Origin of the sequence: Marinobacter sp., assembly GCF_040882185.1 — a bacterium.
Lineage (GTDB): Bacteria > Pseudomonadota > Gammaproteobacteria > Pseudomonadales > Oleiphilaceae > Marinobacter.
This window is the reverse complement of record NZ_JBBEBW010000001.1, coordinates 161,225-182,889: the sequence shown is the minus strand read 5'-3', so window position 1 is coordinate 182,889 and position 21,665 is coordinate 161,225. Positions and strand designations below refer to the sequence as shown.

19 protein-coding genes are annotated in these 21,665 nt (G+C 53.4%); 17 read left to right on the top strand and 2 right to left on the bottom strand.

Annotated elements, in window-relative coordinates:
* Window positions 1-31: 31 nt before the first annotated feature.
* The 15 genes from WEB64_RS00880 to thpD all read left to right on the top strand — a co-directional run bounded on the left by WEB64_RS00880 (window position 32) and on the right by thpD (window position 16,129).
* Window positions 32-583 (top strand): YceD family protein, encoded by a 552-nt coding sequence (locus WEB64_RS00880; RefSeq protein WP_368061737.1) that lies wholly within the window; start codon window positions 32-34, stop codon window positions 581-583.
* A gap of 82 nt (window positions 584-665) precedes the next feature.
* Complete coding sequence (gene rpmF / locus WEB64_RS00875) at window positions 666-845, top strand: 50S ribosomal protein L32 (RefSeq protein WP_368061736.1); 180 nt, start codon at window positions 666-668, stop codon at window positions 843-845.
* A gap of 40 nt (window positions 846-885) precedes the next feature.
* Window positions 886-1,887, top strand: coding sequence for a phosphate acyltransferase PlsX (plsX, locus tag WEB64_RS00870; protein WP_368062248.1), 1,002 nt, complete (start codon window positions 886-888; stop codon window positions 1,885-1,887).
* Between the two features lie 102 nt (window positions 1,888-1,989).
* Window positions 1,990-2,928 carry an ACP S-malonyltransferase gene (gene fabD / locus WEB64_RS00865; protein WP_368061735.1) on the top strand — a complete coding sequence of 313 codons (939 nt, stop codon included), beginning with the start codon at window positions 1,990-1,992 and terminating at the stop codon, window positions 2,926-2,928.
* A gap of 44 nt (window positions 2,929-2,972) precedes the next feature.
* Complete coding sequence (gene fabG / locus WEB64_RS00860) at window positions 2,973-3,716, top strand: 3-oxoacyl-ACP reductase FabG (protein ID WP_368061734.1); 744 nt, start codon at window positions 2,973-2,975, stop codon at window positions 3,714-3,716.
* 121 nt (window positions 3,717-3,837) lie between these two features.
* Entirely contained in the window at window positions 3,838-4,071 is a 234-nt protein-coding gene (gene acpP, locus WEB64_RS00855; RefSeq protein WP_368061733.1) for an acyl carrier protein, read from the top strand.
* 157 nt (window positions 4,072-4,228) lie between these two features.
* Window positions 4,229-5,476: a beta-ketoacyl-ACP synthase II gene (fabF, locus tag WEB64_RS00850; RefSeq protein ID WP_368065503.1), complete on the top strand. Its 1,248-nt coding sequence runs from the start codon at window positions 4,229-4,231 to the stop codon at window positions 5,474-5,476.
* A 7-nt stretch (window positions 5,477-5,483) separates the two neighbouring features.
* On the top strand, window positions 5,484-6,293 hold the full coding sequence (locus tag WEB64_RS00845; protein ID WP_368057869.1) for an aminotransferase class IV: 810 nt from the start codon (window positions 5,484-5,486) through the stop codon (window positions 6,291-6,293).
* Window positions 6,293-7,357 (top strand): endolytic transglycosylase MltG, encoded by a 1,065-nt coding sequence (gene mltG, locus WEB64_RS00840; RefSeq protein WP_368057867.1) that lies wholly within the window; start codon window positions 6,293-6,295, stop codon window positions 7,355-7,357. The genes WEB64_RS00845 and mltG overlap by 1 nt, the downstream gene beginning before the upstream one ends.
* The gene (gene tmk / locus WEB64_RS00835; RefSeq protein ID WP_368057865.1) at window positions 7,354-7,995 is read left to right on the top strand and encodes a dTMP kinase; all 642 of its coding nucleotides are present in this window, start codon (window positions 7,354-7,356) and stop codon (window positions 7,993-7,995) included. The genes mltG and tmk overlap by 4 nt, the downstream gene beginning before the upstream one ends.
* A gap of 86 nt (window positions 7,996-8,081) precedes the next feature.
* Window positions 8,082-8,885 (top strand): AraC family transcriptional regulator, encoded by an 804-nt coding sequence (locus WEB64_RS00830; RefSeq protein ID WP_368057875.1) that lies wholly within the window; start codon window positions 8,082-8,084, stop codon window positions 8,883-8,885.
* 167 nt (window positions 8,886-9,052) lie between these two features.
* Window positions 9,053-12,232, top strand: a complete 3,180-nt coding sequence (putA, locus tag WEB64_RS00825; protein WP_368057863.1) for a bifunctional proline dehydrogenase/L-glutamate gamma-semialdehyde dehydrogenase PutA — start codon at window positions 9,053-9,055, stop codon at window positions 12,230-12,232.
* A 208-nt stretch (window positions 12,233-12,440) separates the two neighbouring features.
* Window positions 12,441-13,931, top strand: coding sequence for a sodium/proline symporter PutP (gene putP, locus WEB64_RS00820; protein ID WP_368057861.1), 1,491 nt, complete (start codon window positions 12,441-12,443; stop codon window positions 13,929-13,931).
* 207 nt (window positions 13,932-14,138) lie between these two features.
* Complete coding sequence (locus WEB64_RS00815) at window positions 14,139-14,885, top strand: sulfite exporter TauE/SafE family protein (protein WP_368057859.1); 747 nt, start codon at window positions 14,139-14,141, stop codon at window positions 14,883-14,885.
* A gap of 290 nt (window positions 14,886-15,175) precedes the next feature.
* On the top strand, window positions 15,176-16,129 hold the full coding sequence (thpD, locus tag WEB64_RS00810) for an ectoine hydroxylase (RefSeq protein WP_368057857.1): 954 nt from the start codon (window positions 15,176-15,178) through the stop codon (window positions 16,127-16,129).
* 104 nt (window positions 16,130-16,233) lie between these two features.
* Here the strand turns inward: thpD and WEB64_RS00805 are convergent, their stop codons facing one another.
* A complete protein-coding gene (locus WEB64_RS00805) occupies window positions 16,234-18,828 on the bottom strand; it encodes a bifunctional aconitate hydratase 2/2-methylisocitrate dehydratase (protein WP_368057873.1) in 2,595 nt (864 codons plus the stop codon).
* A gap of 193 nt (window positions 18,829-19,021) precedes the next feature.
* Between WEB64_RS00805 and WEB64_RS00800 the strand changes: the two genes are divergently transcribed.
* Window positions 19,022-19,627 (top strand): tRNA-(ms[2]io[6]A)-hydroxylase, encoded by a 606-nt coding sequence (locus WEB64_RS00800; protein ID WP_368057855.1) that lies wholly within the window; start codon window positions 19,022-19,024, stop codon window positions 19,625-19,627.
* Between the two features lie 194 nt (window positions 19,628-19,821).
* Here WEB64_RS00800 and WEB64_RS00795 read toward each other — a convergent pair whose 3' ends face one another.
* Window positions 19,822-20,703, bottom strand: a complete 882-nt coding sequence (locus WEB64_RS00795; protein WP_368057853.1) for a LysR family transcriptional regulator — start codon at window positions 20,701-20,703, stop codon at window positions 19,822-19,824.
* A gap of 123 nt (window positions 20,704-20,826) precedes the next feature.
* Between WEB64_RS00795 and WEB64_RS00790 the strand changes: the two genes are divergently transcribed.
* Window positions 20,827-21,597 (top strand): ferredoxin--NADP reductase, encoded by a 771-nt coding sequence (locus WEB64_RS00790; RefSeq protein WP_368057851.1) that lies wholly within the window; start codon window positions 20,827-20,829, stop codon window positions 21,595-21,597.
* Window positions 21,598-21,665 lie beyond the last annotated feature (68 nt).

The following is a 21,665-nucleotide window of genomic DNA, read 5'->3' as shown; positions in this document are numbered from 1 at the left end:
CAGTCGGCCAGGCCCCTAAAATTGCGCGCCTATGTCAAACACCGAATTGCCTAAAACCGTCGATCCATACCGGCTTGCCGAGCAGAGAACTGAGCTTGAGGGGGTTGTTCCCCTGAGTGCTTTGTCGCGTTTTTTGGAATGTACGCTGCCAGTAGAAACGTCGAACGGGGACGCTGTTTGCCACGTTAAGCTGATTTTTGGCCAGGATGGTGAGCGTCGCAGGCTGGTAGAGGGTGAATTGGAAGCGGTTGTTGTGCTGGAATGTCAGCGTTGTATGAAGCCTATGTCTGCAACTCTTTTATCAGAGTTCAGGCTGGGGTTTGTTACCAGTGACAAGCAGGCGCAGCAGCTGCCGAAAGATTTGGAGCCTTATCTTGCGGAAGATTTCACCGCAAACTTATGGACTCTGATTGAAGATGAACTGTTATTAGTGGTACCTCCTTTTCCCAAACATGAGCGAGAGGAATGCTCTGCCTCGGCAGCGTTGGAGGAGTTGGAATCTGATTCTTCGGGTCCGATTACTGAAGAGCCGAAGGACAATCCGTTCAGCGCTCTGGCAGGCCTGAAAACAAAGAAACATTAATTCCGGGAGTAGCTGGCGATGATATTCACGTGTCGGCTCTCAGATTTTACGAACGTAAGTATTTAAAGTCAGGAGCTAGATCATGGCTGTACAGCAGAACCGAAAGACACGCTCTAAGCGTGGCATGCGCCGCTCACACGATGCTTTGAGCGCGACAACACTGTCTACCGATTCCACGACGGGTGAAATCCATCGTCGGCACCACGTGTCGCCGGATGGTTTTTACCGCGGTAAGCAGGTTATTGAAGCGCGCGACGAGTAATCCTCGTCATCGTTACCCTGCAATACGAGGCAGTTAAATGGTGAATCCAATCACCATTGCGGTGGATGCAATGAGCGGTGATCTCGGTCCCGCTGTTGCAGTCTCAGCGTCCTTGACTGCAGTGCGTGAAAATGAAGCCTTGAGTCTTATTCTGGTCGGAAGCCCGGGTGAGCTTGAGGCTTTGTTGCATCCGGCCCATGACCGAATTCGGATTGTCGAGGCAGCTGATGTCGTCCGGATGAATGAGCGGCCTTCACACGCCCTTCGTCACAAGCAGAACTCCTCAATGGCTGTTGCTCTTCGCCTGGTGCGGGATGGTGAAGCTCAAGGTTGCGTCAGTGCAGGTAATACCGGCGCCTTGATGGCATTCGGACGTTCAATTCTCAGGATGTATCCGGGCATTGAGCGACCCGCAATCACCAAACTCATTCCCTCATTGCGCGGCCGTTGCCATGTGCTGGATTTGGGTGCCAATGTCGATGCCAGCGCTGAGAACCTGTACCAGTTTGCGCTTATGGGTTCGCTGATGGCTTCCGCCATTAGTGACCTTCAGGAACCCCGTGTCGCGCTGCTTAATGTGGGTGAAGAGGAAATCAAGGGTAATGAGCAGGTCCGCCTGGCGTCCCATATGCTTGCCCAGTCTGAAACGCTCAATTATATCGGTTATGTTGAGGGTAGTGACCTTTTTCGTGACGTGGCCGACGTTGTTGTCTGCGATGGGTTTGTAGGTAATATTGCCCTTAAAACCGGTGAAGGGGTGGCTGGCCTGCTGATTGAATTGCTTGAGCAGGGCTTCGCTCGAAACCTTTATGGGCGTTTTGTCGGATGGCTCGCTCGTCCGATCCTTGGCCGCGTGCTCAGACTCATGGACCCCTCTCGTCACAACGGTGCGAGTTTGCTTGGCCTGCAGGGTGTCGTCATTAAAAGTCACGGTAATGCCAATGAGCGCGCTATGCTGGCCGCGATCCGCCAGTCAGTGTGTGAGGTCGAGCTTGAAGTGCCTCGTCGAATAAACGAGCGCCTCGACGACCTGTTGCTTTGATACTCGGTTTTGTCCTTTCCCGTCCTGACGTGGCTCATGCTCAGGGTACCTTGTACTATTGGCTAATCTCCCGGAATCCACAATCACGGTAAGATCGCGCTTATGAAATCAGCCTTTATTTTTCCAGGTCAGGGGTCCCAATCAGTTGGTATGCTCGGTGGCTCAGCCGCTGATTGGCCTATCATTGAGCGGACCTTCGCTGAAGCTTCCCAGGTGCTGGGTTACGACCTCTGGCATCTGTGTCAACACGGACCCGCTGAAGAACTTAACCAGACTATGGTGACCCAACCGGCGCTGCTGACCGCCAGTGTCGCGTTATGGCGACAATGGTTTGTTGCCGGTGGTAGCCAGCCGGATTTCGTGGCAGGCCATAGTCTCGGGGAATACAGCGCCCTGGTAGCGGCGGAAAGCCTCAATTTTTTCGACGCTGTTAAATTGGTTCGCCTGCGTGGTGAGCTCATGCAGGCAGCGGTTCCTGTTGGTGAGGGCAGCATGGCGGCAATTTTGGGTCTCGATGACCAGGCCGTTGTGAACGCCTGCGCCGAGGCTGCAGACGGCGAGGTCGTTTCAGCGGTCAATTTCAATGCCCCCGGTCAGGTCGTTATCGCAGGTTCCCGAGCTGCTGTCGATAGAGCTATTAAAGCCTGCAAATCAGCCGGCGCTCGCAAAGCCATGCCTCTGCCTGTTAGTGTGCCCTCCCACTGTGCTCTGATGAAGGATGCGGCTAACGAGCTTGCGTCGGCACTCGACGAGGTCAGCTTTAACAGCGCTGTAATACCGGTTATCCAGAATGTTACGGCGTTGCCTGAGCAGGATAGCGAAGCTTTGAAGGTGAACCTCGTAAAGCAGCTATACTCTCCAGTATTGTGGACCGATTCAGTTAATACCCTGGTCGCAGGGAGTGTAACCAACGCTGTTGAGTGCGGGGCGGGTAAGGTGCTGGCGGGACTGATCAAGCGCATTGATCGTAGTTTGACAGTACACAACCTGGAAACGTCTGAGGCAATGTTGGCTGCCGTGGCTGCTCTCAAAAAGAATTAATTCATTGGGTCCCCCGTGGACAAAAAGGGTAAAGGAAACCAGCCATGTCTCTTGACGGCAAAATTGCTCTTGTTACCGGTGCAACTCGCGGTATTGGTAAATCAATTGCCAAAGCCCTCGCCGAACAAGGTGTGCAAGTAGTCGGTACTGCGACCAGTGAGGCAGGAGCCGAGTCTATTACGGCAGACCTCAAATCTGGTGGTTTCAAAGGGTTCGGTATTGTTATGGATGTATCCGATCCCTCCAGTATTGAAGTCGGGCTCAAGCATATTTCAGATAAATTGGGGGCGCCCCAGATTCTGGTCAATAATGCAGGGATAACCCGGGACAACCTGCTGATGCGAATGAAAGATGACGATTGGTCCGCTGTCATCGAAACAAACCTGGCGAGTGTCTTCCGGACCAGCAAGGCGGTGCTCAGAGGTATGGCAAAAGCTCGCTGGGGGCGTATTATCAACATTAGCTCGGTTGTCGCTGGCATGGGCAACCCCGGTCAGGTTAATTACTGTGCGGCCAAGGCAGGTGTGGAAGGCCTTACAAGAAGCCTCGCAAAGGAAATGGGTAACCGTGGTATCACTGCAAACTGCGTTGCCCCGGGTTTTATTGATACGGATATGACTCGAAAACTGGACGATAAGCAGCGTAACGCTATGATGGAAGTCATACCCGCTGGTCGTTTGGGGAATCCGGATGAGGTCGCCGCAGTTGTGGCGTTTCTGGCTTCCGAGGCAGCCGCTTACGTGACGGGTGAAACCATTCACGTGAATGGCGGTATGTTTATGGGCTAGCGCTTTTCGCAAGCCCTTGTGGCATAAGACTTTAGAATACACCCCTGCTTGTTTGCAGGTAGGGTTTAAACTAAACTGGCAAGCCGATAAGTTGCTTGGTTGACATCAAAGTGAGGAATTTATGAGTACAGTTGAAGAGCGCGTAAAGAAGATCGTCTGTGAACAACTCGGCGTTAAAGAATCCGAAGTTCAAAACTCATCTTCCTTTGTAGAGGACCTTGGCGCTGACTCACTGGACACCGTTGAGCTGGTCATGGCACTTGAGGAAGAGTTTGAGACAGAGATACCTGACGAGGAAGCAGAGAAGCTCGCCAGTGTCCAGAACGCGATTGACTATATTGTCTCGCACTCCTGATACTCCGCTCGATTAATACGCCAAGCATGAGCCGTCCTGAAGTTTTTTGAAAGGACGGCTTTTTTATTGGTGAACGGTTACGATTTGAACCAGAACTATAAGACTTGAAGGCAGCGCTGTCAGACTATTCTGAGGGTCTGCTTAGGTGAAGGGCATTATGGCTGAACGACGTGTTGTGATTACAGGTTTGGGCATGCTATCCCCGCTTGGGAACGATGTGGCATCGTCATGGGAAGGCATCAAGGCAGGACGTAGTGGTATTGCGCCCATCGAACGCTTTGATGCGACGGGCTATAACACCAGGATTGGTGGTGCTGTTCGGGATCTTGATTTCGAGTCTTATCTTTCTCCCAAAGACGCCCGCAAGATGGATGCCTTTCTGCAGTATGGTCTCATTGCCGCACATCAGGCTATCGAAGACAGTGGCCTTACAAAATTCGAACAACTTGATAAAGAACGTGTCGGGGTGGCCATTGGCTCAGGAATTGGTGGGCTGGAATTTATTGAAAAAAATGTGATTGCGCTGCACGAGAATGGCCCACGGAAGGTATCACCTTTCTTTGTACCCGCTACTGTTATCAACATGGTGGGCGGCAATGTGGCCATTCGGTTTGGTTACCAGGGGCCGAATATTGCGATCACTACTGCCTGTACAACGGGTACTCATAATATTGGCTACGCCGCCCGAACGATTATGTACGGCGATGCGGACGTAATGCTGGCAGGTGGCGCTGAAATGGCAACCACCAAGACTGGTATAGCGGCGTTTTCTGCAGCTAGAGCACTCTCAACTCGCAATGATGAGCCTGCACGGGCCAGTCGCCCGTGGGACAAAGATCGCGACGGATTTGTGCTCAGTGATGGCGCTGGCGTGATGGTACTTGAAGAGCTTGAGCACGCGCGCAACCGTGGAGCAACCATTTATGGCGAGGTGATCGGATTCGGTATGAGCGATGATGCCCATCATATTACATCTCCGCCGGAGTCTGGCGAGGGCGCCCAGCGTTCCATGAAAAATGCGATTCGGGATGCCGGAATCAGTCCGTCTGATATCCAGTACATCAATGCTCATGGGACCTCTACCCAGGTTGGAGATGTTGCTGAGGTTGCTGCGGTCAAAGAAGTTTTTGGTGACCATGCCTATAAATTGGCCGTCAGTAGCACCAAATCGATGACAGGTCATCTACTGGGAGCAGCCGGGGCGGTGGAGGCGATTTTCTCACTGCTGGCCATTCGCGATGGGGTGTTGCCGCCAACAATCAATCTGGAGGATCCCGATGATGGGTGCGACCTGGATTTTGTCGCGAATGCGAGCCGCAAAAGCGAAGTTCGCGTGGCGTTATCCAATTCATTCGGTTTCGGCGGCACTAACGGCACATTGATCTTCAGTCGCTACGACGCCTGAATACTTTGTGACGACGGTAATCTGGGCGGATCAGGAGGATATTCCGGCGAATGACCGGGGCCTCGCATACGGTGACGGCGTTTTCGAAACGATCCGTGTGCAGGCCAACCTTCCGACTTTGAGGCAACGTCACGTTGCCCGACTTTTGGAGGGCGCGAAACGACTGCGAATTCCTCTGGACTCGGAGCTACTTCAGAGCGTCATTGCCGAAGCTGTAAAACACTACGCTCGCCCTGAGGACTGGGTTCTCAAGCTCATTCTCACTCGGGGGAGCGGGGGCCGAGGTTATCGACCCGACGCGACGCCAGCGCCGAGATTGATTGTGAGTGCCCACCCAATGCCGCCGATGCCACCGAGTGAGGGTGTTGATGTCTGCATTTCCTCACACGAACTCTTCGTGCATCCTCGTATGGCGGGCATCAAGTCTCTCGCCCGGCTTGACCAGGTGATGGCAAGCCAGGCCATGCCTGATGATTGTTATGAAGCGCTGATGGTCAATGGCGCAGGTCATTTGCTTGAGGGCACCCGAACCAATCTTTTGATCCGATTGGGGGAAGTATGGTTGATGCCGGTACTTTCGACTCTTGCAGTAGAAGGTACGATGCAGGCGCACGTTGTATCTGTGCTACGGAGTCAGGGAGAAATTGTGCTTGAGCAAGACATCCTACCCGCCATTATTAACCAGCCAGAGTTCGTCGGCCTCTGGTTAATGAACAGTGTCGTCGGCATTGTCCCTGTTAGCAAGGTAGACTGTCTTCGGTTGCCTGTTAATGCCCGCCTTGCGACAATCGTCGGCCAACACCTCTTCATGGAATAATGCTTTTGATTAAATCCTTCGTTATTGCCCTGGTGTGCGGGCTAATCCTTGCTGCTGCTGGTACCGGTTTGTGGGTATGGCAAGGTTTGCAGAGCCTTGACTCACCGAGCGTACTTGAGGAGCCGGTGATGTTCGAGGTTCCATCCGGTAGCTCCTTCGACGCCGTGGCCCATTCAATGGAGTCAGAAGCTCTGGTTGCGAACAGCTTATGGTTGCGTTTGTACGGCAGGATATATCCTGAGCAAGCCAGGATAAAAACCGGCGAATATGAGTTCATTGATGGAGAGACTCCGAAGGACATGCTGGATGCGATGGTAGCTGGCCGCGTGAAAACCTGGAGTATCCAGTTTATAGAGGGCAAAACGTTCAGGGATGTGCGCGCTGCTCTTGCCAATAGCTCACAGTTGGAAAAGCTAACGACTGAGTGGAGCACTGAGCAGATTATGGCGACGCTGGGCGCAGAAGAAGAGCATCCTGAGGGGCGGTTTTTTCCTGATACCTATCTTTTCACCGGCCAGGAGAGCGATATTGATATTCTTCGCCGTGCGTTTGAAAAGATGAATCAGGTGTTGGCAGAGGAATGGGCGGCCCGGAAAGAGGGTTTGCCTTACGAGAGTGCCTATGAGGCCTTGATTATGGCTTCCATTGTCGAGCGCGAAACCGGCGTGCCGGAAGAGCGTGATGAAGTTGCAGGCGTGTTTGTGCGACGCCTCCAGAAAGGTATGCGACTGCAGACCGATCCTACGGTTATTTATGGCATGGGTGACCTTTACAAGGGTCGAATCGGCCGTAAGGACCTACAGACCTCGACGCCTTATAATACTTATCGAATTGATGGCTTGCCGCCAACGCCTATTGCCTTGGCAGGACGTGAGGCTATACACGCTGCGCTGAACCCGGCAGAAGGTGATACGTTCTATTTTGTGGCCAAGGGTGATGGCACTCACCAGTTTTCCCGAACTCTGGCAGAGCATCAGGAGGCGGTCAGAGCCTATCAGCTCCAGAGACGTTCAGATTATCGTTCTTTTCCTGCCGTCACGACCGATAAGGACGCCGAGGAATGATCAAGCGGGGGCGCTTTATTACCTTCGAGGGCACCGAGGGCGTTGGTAAATCGACTCAATTAAAGAATGCTGCTGTTACGCTCAAGTCAGCAGGCATTGATGTGGTTGTGACCCGTGAGCCAGGTGGTACGCCCATGGCGGAAGCTATTCGGGAATTATTATTAACGCCCAGAGATGAAGCTGTTAACGAAACCACGGAATTACTATTGATGTTTGCTGCCCGGGCCCAGCACCTTGAATCCCTGATATTGCCAGCGCTGGCAACCGGGCAATGGGTGCTGTGTGACCGTTTCACTGATGCCACGTTTGCGTATCAAGGGGGCGGGAGAGGCGTTTCCTTTGCCAGAATTGAGCAGCTTGAAAACCTGGTGCAGGGGTCTATTCGCCCGGATCATGTCATCTTGCTGGACGCACCGGTCGAAGTGGGAATGGCGAGAGCAATGAAGCGGGGCGAGCTTGATCGGTTCGAGCAGGAAACCGTTGCGTTTTTTGAGCGCATCCGGGCTGTTTATCTTGATCGCGCCAGGCGATCTCCCGGTCAGTATCGGGTGATCAATGCAGTTCAGCCGCTGGCGAGTGTGACCGAAGAGGTGACTTTACTGCTTCGGGGGATCGTCAGGGACGCCATGTCTGTTTGATACGCTCTGACCCGTTTCGTGCAAGTCCTTTCTGAGTCTGCTTTAATAAAGTCACGCAGGTACTCAGAGTGCTCCACCATAAACCTATGCTGAACGCACGACTTATCAAACTTCCAGAATCCGCTTGTCAACATCGGCATGAGCATCACCAACTGGTGATTGGCGTTGGTGGCGAGGCTGAACTCAGTGTTGATGGTGTTGGCTCGAAGCTAGACACCTGGAACGCCTGCCTGGTTCCAACCGATACCCAGCATGACTACTGCGGAAATGAGCGTAACCATGTGCTCGTCATTGATCTGGACCCTTATCTCCCCGCCCTTAACAACCCTGCCCATAGCGATTATGAGCGCTTGGCACCGCTGTTTGAGCGAACCCGTAACCTGGGTATGGATAATCGGTTACAGGGGCTGGTTCAGCTTTGTGCCGGAGAGTTCAGCCGGGCGCCGGATAATGAGGCTATGCATCGCCATCTCGCGACTGGCATTCTGCACTGTATGTCGGAACGTATTGTCAGAACCACTTTCGGGACCACTAAAAGTCTTGCGAGCCGAAGCGGCCTTAGCCCCGACACCGTTCGCCGTTACGTGATGGAGAATCTCCATAAGAAAATTACGGTACAGGATCTGGCCAGGGTTGCCTGCTTGAGTGTCAGCCGTTTTCATGAAACATTTCGAGCGACTACCGGCATCACTCCGCACCAGTTTTTGCTTCAGATCCGTCTCGAACAGGCCATCCAATTGCTCTCCGAAACCAGCCTTGCGATCTCGGAAGTCAGTTTTCGCACAGGCTTCTCCAGTCAGGGCGCTTTAACCAACGCGCTGCAAAAACATCGGGGAACGACCCCTTCCGCATTACGCTTTAAAGAAGTAAAAGCGCCAATAATTGATTAAAAATACGAATAATCGGACGTTTTTGTAAAAAAAGCGTAGGTTTTTGTATGTCATTAAATTTCAGCCACACTAAATTAAGGTAACAGATTACTCTTGTCGGGAAGCCTCTTGGTTGGCGTATCTTATTTCCTGGCCTTCACTCTGATTTTTGGCGCTGAGAGACGCTCATGTTCAAAGCGAGTAAGGTTCTCGAACCTGCATTCCAGGAGCAACCCCGCGCTTTTTTCTGGCAGGGTATCATCCGCAACTATTCGATCGATGAAACTGAGTATCTTGAAGAACTTATCCCGCTGGCCCAGAGTGATGTAGCTGAGTATCGATTAGTTACGGAAACCGCCACCAACCTGATAAAAAAAGTCAGAGAGCAGGACGATTCGATTCATATGATCGATGCGCTGCTGCAGGAATACAGTCTCGACACCCAGGAAGGCATCTTGCTGATGTGTCTGGCAGAAGCGCTAATGCGTATTCCAGACAAACATACTGCCGATGCCCTGATCCACGACAAGATGTCGGTGGCAGACTGGCAAAAACATGTGGGGCGTAGCGAATCAACTCTGGTCAACGCCTCCACCTGGGGTCTGTTGTTGACTGGTCGGGTGGTCAAGATGGACAAGCGTCTTGATGGGTCCCCGTCGAATATCTGGAATCGTCTGGTCAAACGCAGTGGTGAACCGGTCATACGCGGTGCCATGTACAAGGCTATGAGTATCATGGGTAAACAGTTCGTGCTTGGGCGCGATATTCATGAAGCCTTGAAAAATGCCCGCGAACATCGCGATGAAGGTTACACCTACTCGTTCGACATGCTTGGCGAAGCAGCCATGACCAGTGATGATGCCGCCCGTTACCTGCGAGACTACCTGGACGCCATCGACGCGGTCGCCAATGATGCCTACCCGAAAGGGGCGGCGCCTGCGCCGTCTATCTCCATCAAGTTGTCCGCTCTACATCCGCGCTATGAGAAAGCTCAGGAAGAAAGGGTGCTGGTCGAACTCTATGGCACTCTGACCAGCCTTCTGGAAATCGCCCGGGCAAGTGGCGTTTCGATTACAGTCGATGCAGAGGAAATGGACCGGCTTGAGCTATCCATGAAGCTCTTTGAAAAGGTTTACACCTCACCGGTAACCAGGGGTTGGGGCGGTTTTGGGCTAGTTATCCAGGCCTACTCCAAGCGGGCTTTGCCAGTGTTGTGCTGGTTGACCAAACTGGCGAAAGAGCAGGGCGACGAGATTCCCATCCGTCTGGTAAAAGGTGCCTATTGGGATACTGAGATTAAACTCTGTCAGCAACTCGGACTTGACGGGTATCCTGTCTTTACCCGCAAAGAGGCCACAGATACCTCTTATCTCGCCTGTTTGCGATTTCTATTAAGTGATTACACCAAGGGCGCCTTGTACCCGCAATTGGCAAGTCATAATGCTCACACCGTGGCCTCTGTGTTGGCGATTGCCAAGAGTAAAGACCGCAAGTTTGAATTCCAGCGGCTGCACGGTATGGGCGACGCTTTATACAATACCATTCTTCAGAATGACCAGGTTCCGGTACGCATCTATGCTCCGGTAGGTGCCCATAAGGATTTGTTGCCATATCTGGTGCGCAGGCTATTGGAAAATGGCGCTAACTCATCTTTCGTTCACCGTCTGGTTGACGCTGGCACTCCGATCGAGGAGCTCGTTCAAAATCCGGTACAGCAACTGCAGAAGTATGGGTCGTTGCCGAATGATCGTATTGCGTTGCCAACCCGGATTTACGGCAAGGAGCGTATTAATTCCAAGGGCTTGAACCTGCACGTATCCTCACATTTAGGCGCTTTGCTCGACGGGCTGGAAAAGTGGCGCGCTACTCAGTGGGAAGCAGGTCCAATCATCGCCGGCAATCGTCTAAAAGAAGGCATCCGGGAATCGGTCCGGGCACCTTATGATCAGACTCATGCAGTCGGGAACATTTTCTGGACCAGTGCACCCCAGGCCGAAGACGCCGTGAATGTAGCCCACCGTGCGTTTCGGCGCTGGAACGAGACGCCGGTGGATGTAAGAGCCAGATGTCTTGAGCGCTATGCAGACCTGCTGGAAACCCACACAGAGGAATTCATGACCCTGTGTTGCCGTGAGGCGGGTAAAACTCTGCAGGACGGTATTGACGAGATCCGGGAAGCCGTTGATTTTTGTCGTTATTATGCCCTTCAGGGGCGCTCGAAGTTTACCGCTGCGATGCCGCTGCCCGGCCCGACCGGTGAAAGCAACGAGTTGTACCTGGAGGGCCGTGGCGTCTTCCTCTGTATCAGTCCCTGGAATTTCCCACTGGCAATATTCACCGGTCAACTGATGGCAGCCCTCGTGGCAGGTAACACGGTGATTGCCAAACCGGCAGAGCAGACTAGTCTAGTGGCATATCGTGCGGTTGAGTTGATGCTCGAAGCAGGCTTTCCGGCAGATGTAATCCAGTTTCTGCCAGGCGATGGGGCGCAACTGGGCGGTGTGCTAACACCTGATCCTCGAATCAGCGGGGTGGTATTTACCGGTTCAACGCAGGTGGCTCACCTAATAAATCGCACGTTGGCCGAACGCGAGGGCGCAATTGTGCCCCTGATCGCAGAAACTGGGGGTCAGAATGCGATGATTGTCGACAGCAGTGCTTTACCCGAGCAAGTTGTTCGGGACGTGGTCCATTCATCCTTCGCCAGCGCTGGGCAGCGCTGCTCGGCACTGAGGGTCCTGTACCTTCAACAAGATGTTGCCGATCGCATGGAAACGTTGTTGGCCGGGGCCATGCAGGAATTGGCTGTTGGTGATCCGGCATTACTCAGTACAGACGTCGGGCCCGTGATTGATGAGAAAGCCCGGTCTGGTTTGCAAATGCATTTGGCAGAGCTGGAGCAGTCGGCAAGATTTATAGCGCAGACGCCGATGCCGCCTTCCTGTCAAAGCGGCTTTTTTATCCAGCCGTCCGCTTACGGTATCGACAGTATCAGTCAGCTCAAAACCGAACAGTTCGGGCCGATTCTACACGTGGTCCGATATGCGGCCGAGCAACTGGACAGCGTCATCGATGAAATCAATGCCGCTGGTTATGGGCTGACACTTGGCATCCATAGTCGTAGTGAAGCCACCGCCTCCTACATCGAGAAGCGGGTCAAAGTTGGTAACACCTATATTAACCGCAACCAGATTGGTGCTGTGGTAGGTACCCAGCCCTTTGGTGGTCGGGGTCTTTCGGGGACTGGACCAAAAGCTGGTGGGCCGCATTACCTGCTGCGATTCGCTACCGAGAGGACCCGTACAATCAATACCACCGCGGTGGGGGGTAATGCCTCGTTACTGTCGCTGGGGATCGAGAAGATTTGAAGAGCGAAGCGGTTCAACGCGGTATCCACTTAAAACTGAACGATAAGGAGGTAAGTATTGAGATGCAGAAGCTGGCGTTGTAGGGATTAGCACACTATCACGTGATCAGGGGAAGAGTTACAACAACAGGGCGCGCGACTATCGGGATTAACACGGTAAACGCGACAAACGGTCGACGCTATGCCCGACCTAATATTGGAGAAGTCTCATGGCTATTGGTGTTTGGATCAGTCTAATTGGTTATTTTGCGCTTATGATTGCCATCGGCGTTTATGCGATGCGCACGTCTACGTCTTCATCTGAAGATTACATGCTGGGTGGGCGATCACTCAGTCCTCAAGTGGCGGCCCTTTCTGCGGGTGCTTCGGACATGAGTGGGTGGCTGCTTTTGGGTCTTCCGGGGGCGCTGTATGTGTCCGGTCTGGCCTCAGCCTGGATCGGTATTGGCTTGTTTGTAGGTGCGTTCGTTAACTGGGTGCTGGTTGCGCCCCGCTTACGTGAGCAAACCGTACACTACGGTAATGCCATTACCATTCCATCCTTTCTGGCAAATCGGTTTCCTACCCAGGCGTTATCATTACGAACCGTGTCGGCGATCGTTATCGTCATCTTCTTTGCAGTCTATACAGCATCCGGCCTGGTCGCGGGTGGCAAGCTGTTTGAAAGTGCGTTTGCAGGAATTTTCAACTTCGGTGGCTTGAGCGACTATGCCGTGGGTATCGTCATCACGCTGGGCGTCGTACTGGTCTACACGGTTGTGGGCGGTTTCCTGGCAGTGAGCATGACCGACTTTGTCCAGGGCTGCATTATGATGCTGGCATTGGTCCTCATGCCGGCTGTTGTGCTCTTTGGAGAAGGCGGCGGCGGCTTTGCACAGGCTTCGCAGACCTTGAATGAAGTCGATCCCACGCTATTATCCTGGACTGAGGGGCTGACGTTTATCGGATGGCTTTCCGCGGTTACCTGGGGGCTGGGTTATTTCGGTCAGCCTCACATCATCGTGCGTTTCATGGCCATTCGTACCCTCAAAGATGTCCCCATTGCCCGCAACATCGGTATGGGTTGGATGGCGATCTCGCTGATTGGTGCCATTTCTCTGGGTATCTTTGGGCGGGCCTATGCGGTACGCAACGGTTTGGATGTGGCGGACCCGGAAACGCTCTTTATCGTTCTGTCTGATCTCCTGTTCCATCCGCTGATTACTGGTTTTCTTTATGCTGCACTGTTGGCTGCAGTGATGAGCACCATTTCGAGTCAGCTTCTGGTGTCCTCGTCCTCTCTTACGGAAGATTTCTATCGTCTGTTCCTGCGCAAAGAAGCGAGTGACCGCGAGTGCGTGAATATTGGTCGCGTCTGTGTGGTCCTGGTTGGCCTGGTCGCTGCTGTTATTGCCTCTGATCCGAACTCTCAGGTTCTGGCCCTGGTCAGTAATGCCTGGGCAGGCTTCGGTGCCGCGTTTGGTCCGCTGATTTTACTGTCCCTGATGTGGTCGCGCACAAACGGCGCCGGTGCCATAGCCGGTCTGGTTGTGGGCGCGGTTACCGTGATGATCTGGATCTCACTAGGCTGGAACGCAGAGTTCATGGGTGGCCCGGGTATTTACGAGATCATTCCCGGCTTCATTGCTGCCTGGATTGCGATCATGGTGGTGAGCCTTGCTACCGCCGATGCTGGCGAATATCAATTGATAAACCGGTAATACCGAGCGTAAATGCCGCTCGGAGTAAATAAGAAGGGCGCCACTCGTGGCGCCCTTCTTATTTGAAGGTATCATGGTCGTATTTGTGCTGAACGACTATTCTGTTCAAATGGTTATCCGGTCTGCGCGTTTATCGTAACCAATAACACTGCCTTGAGTTTTTCTTAGCAGACAACAGAATGTCCATAACCATAGGCTGGATACAGTGTGACGATATTGGATGTAGTAGCGCTTATGTCGCTGGGTGGTGTCGCAGGCTTCATTAATGTGCTTTCAGCCGGTGGCTCCATGTTAACGCTGCCACTGTTGATGTTTCTCGGCCTGCCCCCCCAAGTAGCGAACGGCACCAATCGCGTTGCCATTACACTGCAAAGCATGACGGCCGTGGGGGGCTTTTTGAAGGGAGGTCACAGCAACCTCGGGGTCAGCTTTCGCCTCGCAGTGCCAGCGATCCTCGGTTCGCTACTGGGCGCCTGGGTAGCGACTTGGGTTTCCCGGGAGACCTTTGAGTTTGTGCTTGTGGCAGCCATGATTGGCGCTTCTGTCTTTATGATCCTGCCCCAGCCAACACTCGACACCCGGCCTTTGACGCCTGACCGGCTTGGGCCGGTGATTTACTTCGCAATGTTCCTGATTGGCCTCTACGGCGGTTTCATACAGGTGGGTGTGGGGGCGTTGTTTATCGTCGTGCTGTACCGGATGCTTAAAATCGACCTGCGTCAGGTGAACGTCCTGAAGGTGTTTATTGTGCTGCTCTACACCCTTCCAGCCCTGGCTATTTTTGCGATTAGCGATCAAGTGCGATGGGGGATGGGTCTTACCCTGGCCATCGGCAATATAGTCGGTGCGATGGCAGCGGTGAGGGTCAATATGGGGCAGCGAGGAGCCCAGTGGATCAAGTGGTTGACGCTGATCATGGTGGGTGCAATTCTTGTACGGTTGATTTGGTATTAATTAAATAATATATATTTCAATAATTTATCTTTATCCTGTCATGCACATTACAAATTCATTCAGGAATTTTAATACTTGTTTTACCCCCGTGCGGTTGATTCGAATATCGAATATCTGCACGCTAGTGTCCATTATTGGTGCTTCTGCACTGATCTCCCTCGGCCGACGGCGTTGCCTATTTGTCGGGCTCGTAGTTGCTCCGGAATTTCCTTATTGAGTAGTGCCTGACAGCAGACCCCGACTCGGCCGGACTTTTTGATTAATATTTGATAAATCAAGGTTCATCTGACATGACAAAACGAAACGATCCATTTCCGACCCGCCTGAAAAAACATCTCGATCCTTTCACTCGACTGGACCCTATCGTGCACTCCCGCAACCAGCGTCGCTGGGAAGGACCGCTTGATGAGGTTTCCCTGTCCCGCTATGAGCGCGACGGTTTTCTTTGGTTTGAGGGTTTCTTCTCCCAGGAGCGGATGGAGCCCTTCTTTGACGAGCTGAAAGAAATGGCCAAAGATGAAGAGATGATGAAGTCAGATCAAATCATCCGGGACCCTTCCAGCGGTGCTATTCGATCGGTATTCGGTATGCACGAGCTGTCCGAGAATTTTGACCGGTTGACCCGTGACCCCAGAATACTGGGCATGGTGCGTCAGCTCCTCGGCAGTGAAGTTTATATTCACCAGTCGAGAATCAACGACAAGTTCGGTTTCGAGGGTAGTGGATTTGACTGGCACTCTGATTTCGAGACCTGGCACGCAGAAGACGGTATGCCAAGAATGCGAGCCGTTAGTGCGTCTTTGATGCTCACCGAAAACACTGAATTCAACGGGCCGCTGATGTTGATTCCCGGCTCTCACCATGTCTTTGTGCCCTGTGTTGGGGAGACACCGGACATGAACTGGAAAGACTCCCTGAAAGCCCAGCGCCTGGGAGTTCCGGACCGGAAAGCTCTGGGCTGGATGGCAGACCGGGGCGGAATAAAAGCACCAAAGGGCCCCGCGGGCTCTCTAATGCTATTCGAGTGCAACACACTACATGCGTCTAATGAGAATATGTCTCCGTGGCCGCGCTCGAATCTGTTTTTCGTTTATAACAGCATCGACAATACGCTGGATAAGCCATTTGCGGGGACCACCAAGCGGCCCGAGTTTCTGGGTAACCGTAAAAACACCGAAGCGCTGACCATGCACGACGATTTCCCCGAACTGTCTAACCAGGGTGTAAAACCACTGCGCGAGTGAATCTGCTGGGGTCGTAGCTTCAATATTGTATAAAAAAACGCCAGCTCTCAGGCTGGCGTTTTTGATTAACCCTTGCGGGTCCATATCTGGAATCAACTCACAACTCAGGCGACATTCGCTTCAGCGGCGCGCTTGGTGTAGTTTTCCATTTTGTCGAAGCTCAGATACTTGTAGATATCCTTCGACATGCTGTTGAGGTCCTTGGCGTACTCCATGTACTCCTCGGGTGTTGGCAGCTTACCCAGTACAGCACCTACCGCCGCCAGTTCTGCAGAGGTCAGATACACATTCGCACCATCGCCGAGGCGGTTGGGGAAGTTACGGGTAGAGGTAGAGAGTACCGTCGACTTGGCGGCCACTCGCGCCTGATTACCCATGCACAGCGAGCAGCCTGGCATCTCGGTGCGAACACCGGCGGTGCCGTAGATGTTGAAGTAACCTTCTTCCATCAACTGGGCTTCGTCCATTTTGGTCGGAGGTGACATCCACAAACGCGTTTTCAGTGGCTCTTTATTCTGGGCCAGGAGTTTTCCTGCCGCGCGGAAGTGGCCGATATTGGTCATGCAGGAGCCGATGAACACCTCGTCAACCTTGTCACCAGCGACTTCAGACAACAGGCGGGCATCGTCTGGATCGTTCGGGCAACACACAATCGGCTCTTTGATATCAGCCAGATCGATTTCGATCACATGGGCATACTCGGCGTCTTTGTCGGCACGCATCAGCTTGGGATCGGCCAGCCAGGCTTCCATGTTCCTGGCACGACGCTCCAGGGTGCGTGGATCTCCGTAGCCTTCAGCAATCATCCAACGCAGCATGGTGATGTTGGAACGCAGGTATTCCGCAACCGACTCTTTCGACAGATTGATGGTGCAACCGGCAGCTGAACGCTCGGCAGAAGCATCGGACAATTCGAATGCCTGTTCAGCAGTCAGATGCTCAAGGCCTTCTATTTCCAGGATGCGACCGGAGAACTCGTTGATCTTGCCTTTCTTCTCAACGGTCAGCAGGCCCTGCTTGATGCCATACAGGGGAATGGCATGGACCAGATCACGGAGCGTGATGCCCGGTTGCATGTCACCCTTGAATCGAACGAGAACTGATTCCGGCATATCCAGCGGCATAACGCCGGTTGCGGCAGCAAAAGCCACCAGACCGGACCCTGCCGGGAACGAAATGCCCATCGGGAAACGGGTGTGGGAGTCGCCGCCGGTGCCAACGGTATCGGGCAGCAACATGCGATTCAGCCAGGAGTGGATAATGCCATCACCCGGACGCAGGGCAACACCGCCACGGGTCTGGATGAAGTCTGGCATGGTGTGCTGCATCTCGACGTCAATCGGCTTGGGGTAAGCCGCAGTGTGACAGAAAGATTGCATGACCAGATCCGAGGAGAAGCCGAGGCACGCCAGATCCTTCAACTCATCACGAGTCATCGGGCCAGTCGTATCCTGGGAGCCGACAGTGGTCATCAGAGGTTCACAGTAGGTGCCTGGGCGCACACCCTGGCCTTCTTCCAGACCACAGGCCTTGCCGACCATTTTCTGCCCCAAGGTAAAGCCTTTGGTGCCAGCTTCCGGATCTTTAGGGAGGCGAAACAGGTCGGTGGCACCGAGCCCAAGTGTTTCACGTGCCTTGTTGGTCAGACCACGGCCAATGATCAACGGAATACGGCCGCCAGCCTGGACTTCGTCCAGAATGACCTCGGACTTGAAACTGAATTCAGAGATGGTTTCGCCCGCTTCATTCAGGATTTTGCCATCGTAAGGGCGAACTTCAATCACATCGCCCATGTTCATATTGTCGACCGGCGCTTCGAATACCAGTGCACCGGCATCTTCCATGGTGTTGAAGAAGATCGGCGCTACTTTACTACCGATACAGATGCCACCCGTGCGCTTGTTGGGAACGCCCGGCATGTCGTCACCGAAGAACCACAGCACCGAATTGGTAGCCGACTTACGGGAAGACCCGGTACCGACGACATCACCGACGAAGGCAACGGGAAGGCCTTTGGCCTTGAGTTCTTCGATCTGGTTCATCGGGCCAGTGACACCGGGCTCGTCCGGTGTCATACCATCCCGTGGCATCTTATAGGCAGCACGAGCGTGCAACGGGATATCGGGACGTGACCATGCGTCCGGCGCAGGCGACAGGTCGTCAGTGTTGGTTTCACCGGTGACTTTGAACACAATCATTTTGGTGCTTTCAGGCACTTTATTGCGTTTGGTGAACCACTCGGCATTGGCCCAGGACTCCATCACGCCTTTGGCCACGGTATTGCCAGCATCCATTTTTTCCTTCACATCATTGAAGGCATCAAATACCAGCAGAGTCTTTTTCAGTTGCTCGCCGGCCAATTCGGCCAGTTCACTGTCATCGAGTAATTCAACCAGTGCGGCGATGTTGTAGCCGCCCTGCATCATGCCCAGCCATTTGACGGCGGTTTCCTTGTCGATCAGTGCACAACTGGTTTCGCTTTTGGCGAGCGCGGACAGGAAGGCAGCTTTTACATAAGCAGCTTCGTCCACACCCGGCGGAATCCGGTTTTCGAGCAGATAAACCAGAGTATCTTCCTCGCCCGCAGGCGGGTTTTTCAGCAGTTCAACCAGCGCAGCGGTTTGCTCGGCGTTTAATGGCTTTGGGGGTATCCCCTGGGCTTCACGCTCTGCAACGTGTTCACGATAGGCTTCTAACACGATATGGACCCTCATCAGTTGGGATGTCCCGCGCGGGCCACTGGGCTGGCGGGCGTTTTATTGGCGGAAAAGGCCGCGAATTGGCGCTGCATTCTATAGGAAAGCCTGCTTAAAGTTAAGCTGGCCAATAGGCCGAGCCTCGCATCAGCTTGTGTATAATGCGCTTTTCCGAACAGGCGACGGTATTATCCATATGCGTGATGCACTCTGTGAGATCCATGATTTTCTGCCTTGCCAAACTCCAGGCCGCTGGATTGAAAATGCGTTGGCGGCTCAGGATGTCATGCTGATTGACCATGCTCATTGCGAGAAAAAGGCGGCTTCCACTGCGTTGAGCCTGATGTATCGCTATGTCGATAACCCCGTCTTGCTCAATAAGATGTCACGCCTGGCGCGAGAGGAGTTACGACATTTCGAGCAGGTACTGGCGATCATGAAGAAGCGGGGTGTGACCTACGGTCACCTGACCCCCGCGCGGTACGCGGCGGGCCTGCGGGAGCCTGTCAGGCCAGAGGACCCTGGAAAATTAGTGGATGTATTGATTGTCGGGGCAATTATTGAAGCCCGTTCCTGCGAGCGTTTTGCCGCGTTGGCCCCGCACCTGGACGATACACTGGCGGATTTCTATCGGAGTTTACTGAAATCCGAAGCCCGGCATTATCAGGACTATCTCAAGCTGGCGGAAGATGCCGCTGGTGAGCCTATCGATGAGCGAGTTGCGGTGTTTCTGGACCGGGAACGCGGCTTGATTGAAGAGCCTGATACGATTTTTCGGTTTCATAGTGGCCCGCTGGAGTAACTTTTTGCAGAGTACTGTTCGGGGCATCTGATCTGTGCGCTAGAGGCCGGCCGAGCACCTTTTTCAGAACACGCCCGTGAATACTTCCCTGTAGGGCTCGACTGCAGCCATCCATGGCTGCAGACGGTTCTGATAAAGGTGCTCGGCCCGCCTCTCTCCGGCTTTGGCAGCAGTTTTATGTTCCCGCCGTTCTCCTAAAGTTTGCGACAAAGCTGCATCCAGCGGTCAATACCGGCACTGCGGTATTTCTGTTTATGCAGAATAAAGTAGAACTGACGATCAAAGTTGCGGTGGCTCGGCACGCCGATTGGTACCAGGCTGCCGCGTTTGAAGGCGTCGGCCAGGCAGACCTTTGACAGACAGCCAATGCCGAGACCTGCCTCCACGGCGCGTTTGATAGCCTCTGTGTGCTCCAGCTCCAACAGAATGTTGAGGTCTGGCAAAAGGCCGTGCATACCGCGCTCGAAGGTTTGCCGGGTACCCGAGCCCTGTTCCCGCATGATCCATGTTGCCGCACGAAGCTCATCATCCTCAAGTGCAGGATTATCGGCCAGGGGGTGGTCGGGACTGCAGAACACCACCAATTCGTCGCTACGCCAGGAAATCACTTCAAGCTCGGAAGATTGCAGCTCGCCTTCGATAAGACCGATATCCAGTTCAAAGTCGCTGACCCGCTGGGCAATGGTGCGGGTATTGGCAACTTCCAGGGAAACTTTGGCATGGGTTTGGGTTTGCATGTACTCCGCCATGACGCCGACCGCCAGGTAGTTGCCAATGGTCAGGGTAGCGCCGACTTTGAGAGCACCGACTTCGGTATGCTGGCTCAGGGCGTGCTCCAATTCCTGAGATTGAGCCAGTAAAGCTTCGACCTGGGGGCGGTAAAGCCGGCCAAGTTCGTTCAGTTGCAGACGCTTGCCGACCCGATCGAACAGTTGGATATCGAACTGAGCCTCCAGTTCTTTCAGTGCGCTGCTGGCGGCGGACTGCGACATGGCAAGGGTTTCAGCCGCCCGGGTAATGTTCTGGCTATGGGCAGCAGCAAGGAAAACTTCGAGTTGTCGGAACGAATATTTCATTATCGATAAAACCGAATAAGGTTATGAGAATATCCCATTTTGTCGATAGGTTACTGCTGCGGTACACTACGTTCAACTTTTAACCATTATATTGCGTGTAAGCGCTTTGGAGACCACCCGACCATGAGCAACATGAATCGAGAGCGTGTGACAAGCGTACGCCATTGGAACGATACATTGTTCAGTTTTACCACCAGTCGCGATCCGGGCTTCCGCTTCAAAAATGGTCACTTCACCATGATTGGTCTGGAAACAGAGGGCAAACCCCTGATGCGCGCCTACAGCATTGCCAGCGCTAACTATGAAGAAGAACTTGAGTTCTTCTCGATCAAGGTGCCTGACGGTCCGCTGACTTCCAAGCTGCAGAAAATCGAAGTAGGGGATGAAATCCTGGTGAGTCGCAAGCCCACCGGTACGCTTATCGTGGACCACCTCGTCCCGGGTCGTAATCTTTATCTGATCAGCACCGGCACCGGTTTGGCACCGTTTATGAGCATCATCAAGGACCCGGAAGTCTACGAGCGTTATGATAAGGTCATCCTGACTCACGGCGTGCGCTACAAGTCAGAACTTGCTTACCAGCAGGATATTGACGATCTGCCGAACAACGAGTTTTTTGGCGACATGGTTCAAGGAAAACTGCTCTACTATCCGACCGTTACTCGTGAAGATTTCCGAAACCAGGGACGTCTTACGGATCTTATGGAAAGTGGCAAGTTGATGTCGGACCTGGGTCGGCCGGAGTTTAATCTCGAGAATGACCGGTTCATGGTATGTGGCAGCCCTGCCATGCTGAAAGACACCTGTGCCATTCTGGACCGTCAGGGTTTCAAGGAGGCAAGACATGGTGATCTGGGCCACTACGTGATTGAGCGGGCATTTGTCGAGAAATAATCGGTGCTGATCGTAGGCTGTCCGAAACCCCGAAGTCGCTGACATCGGGGTTTTTTATTTGAGGATGC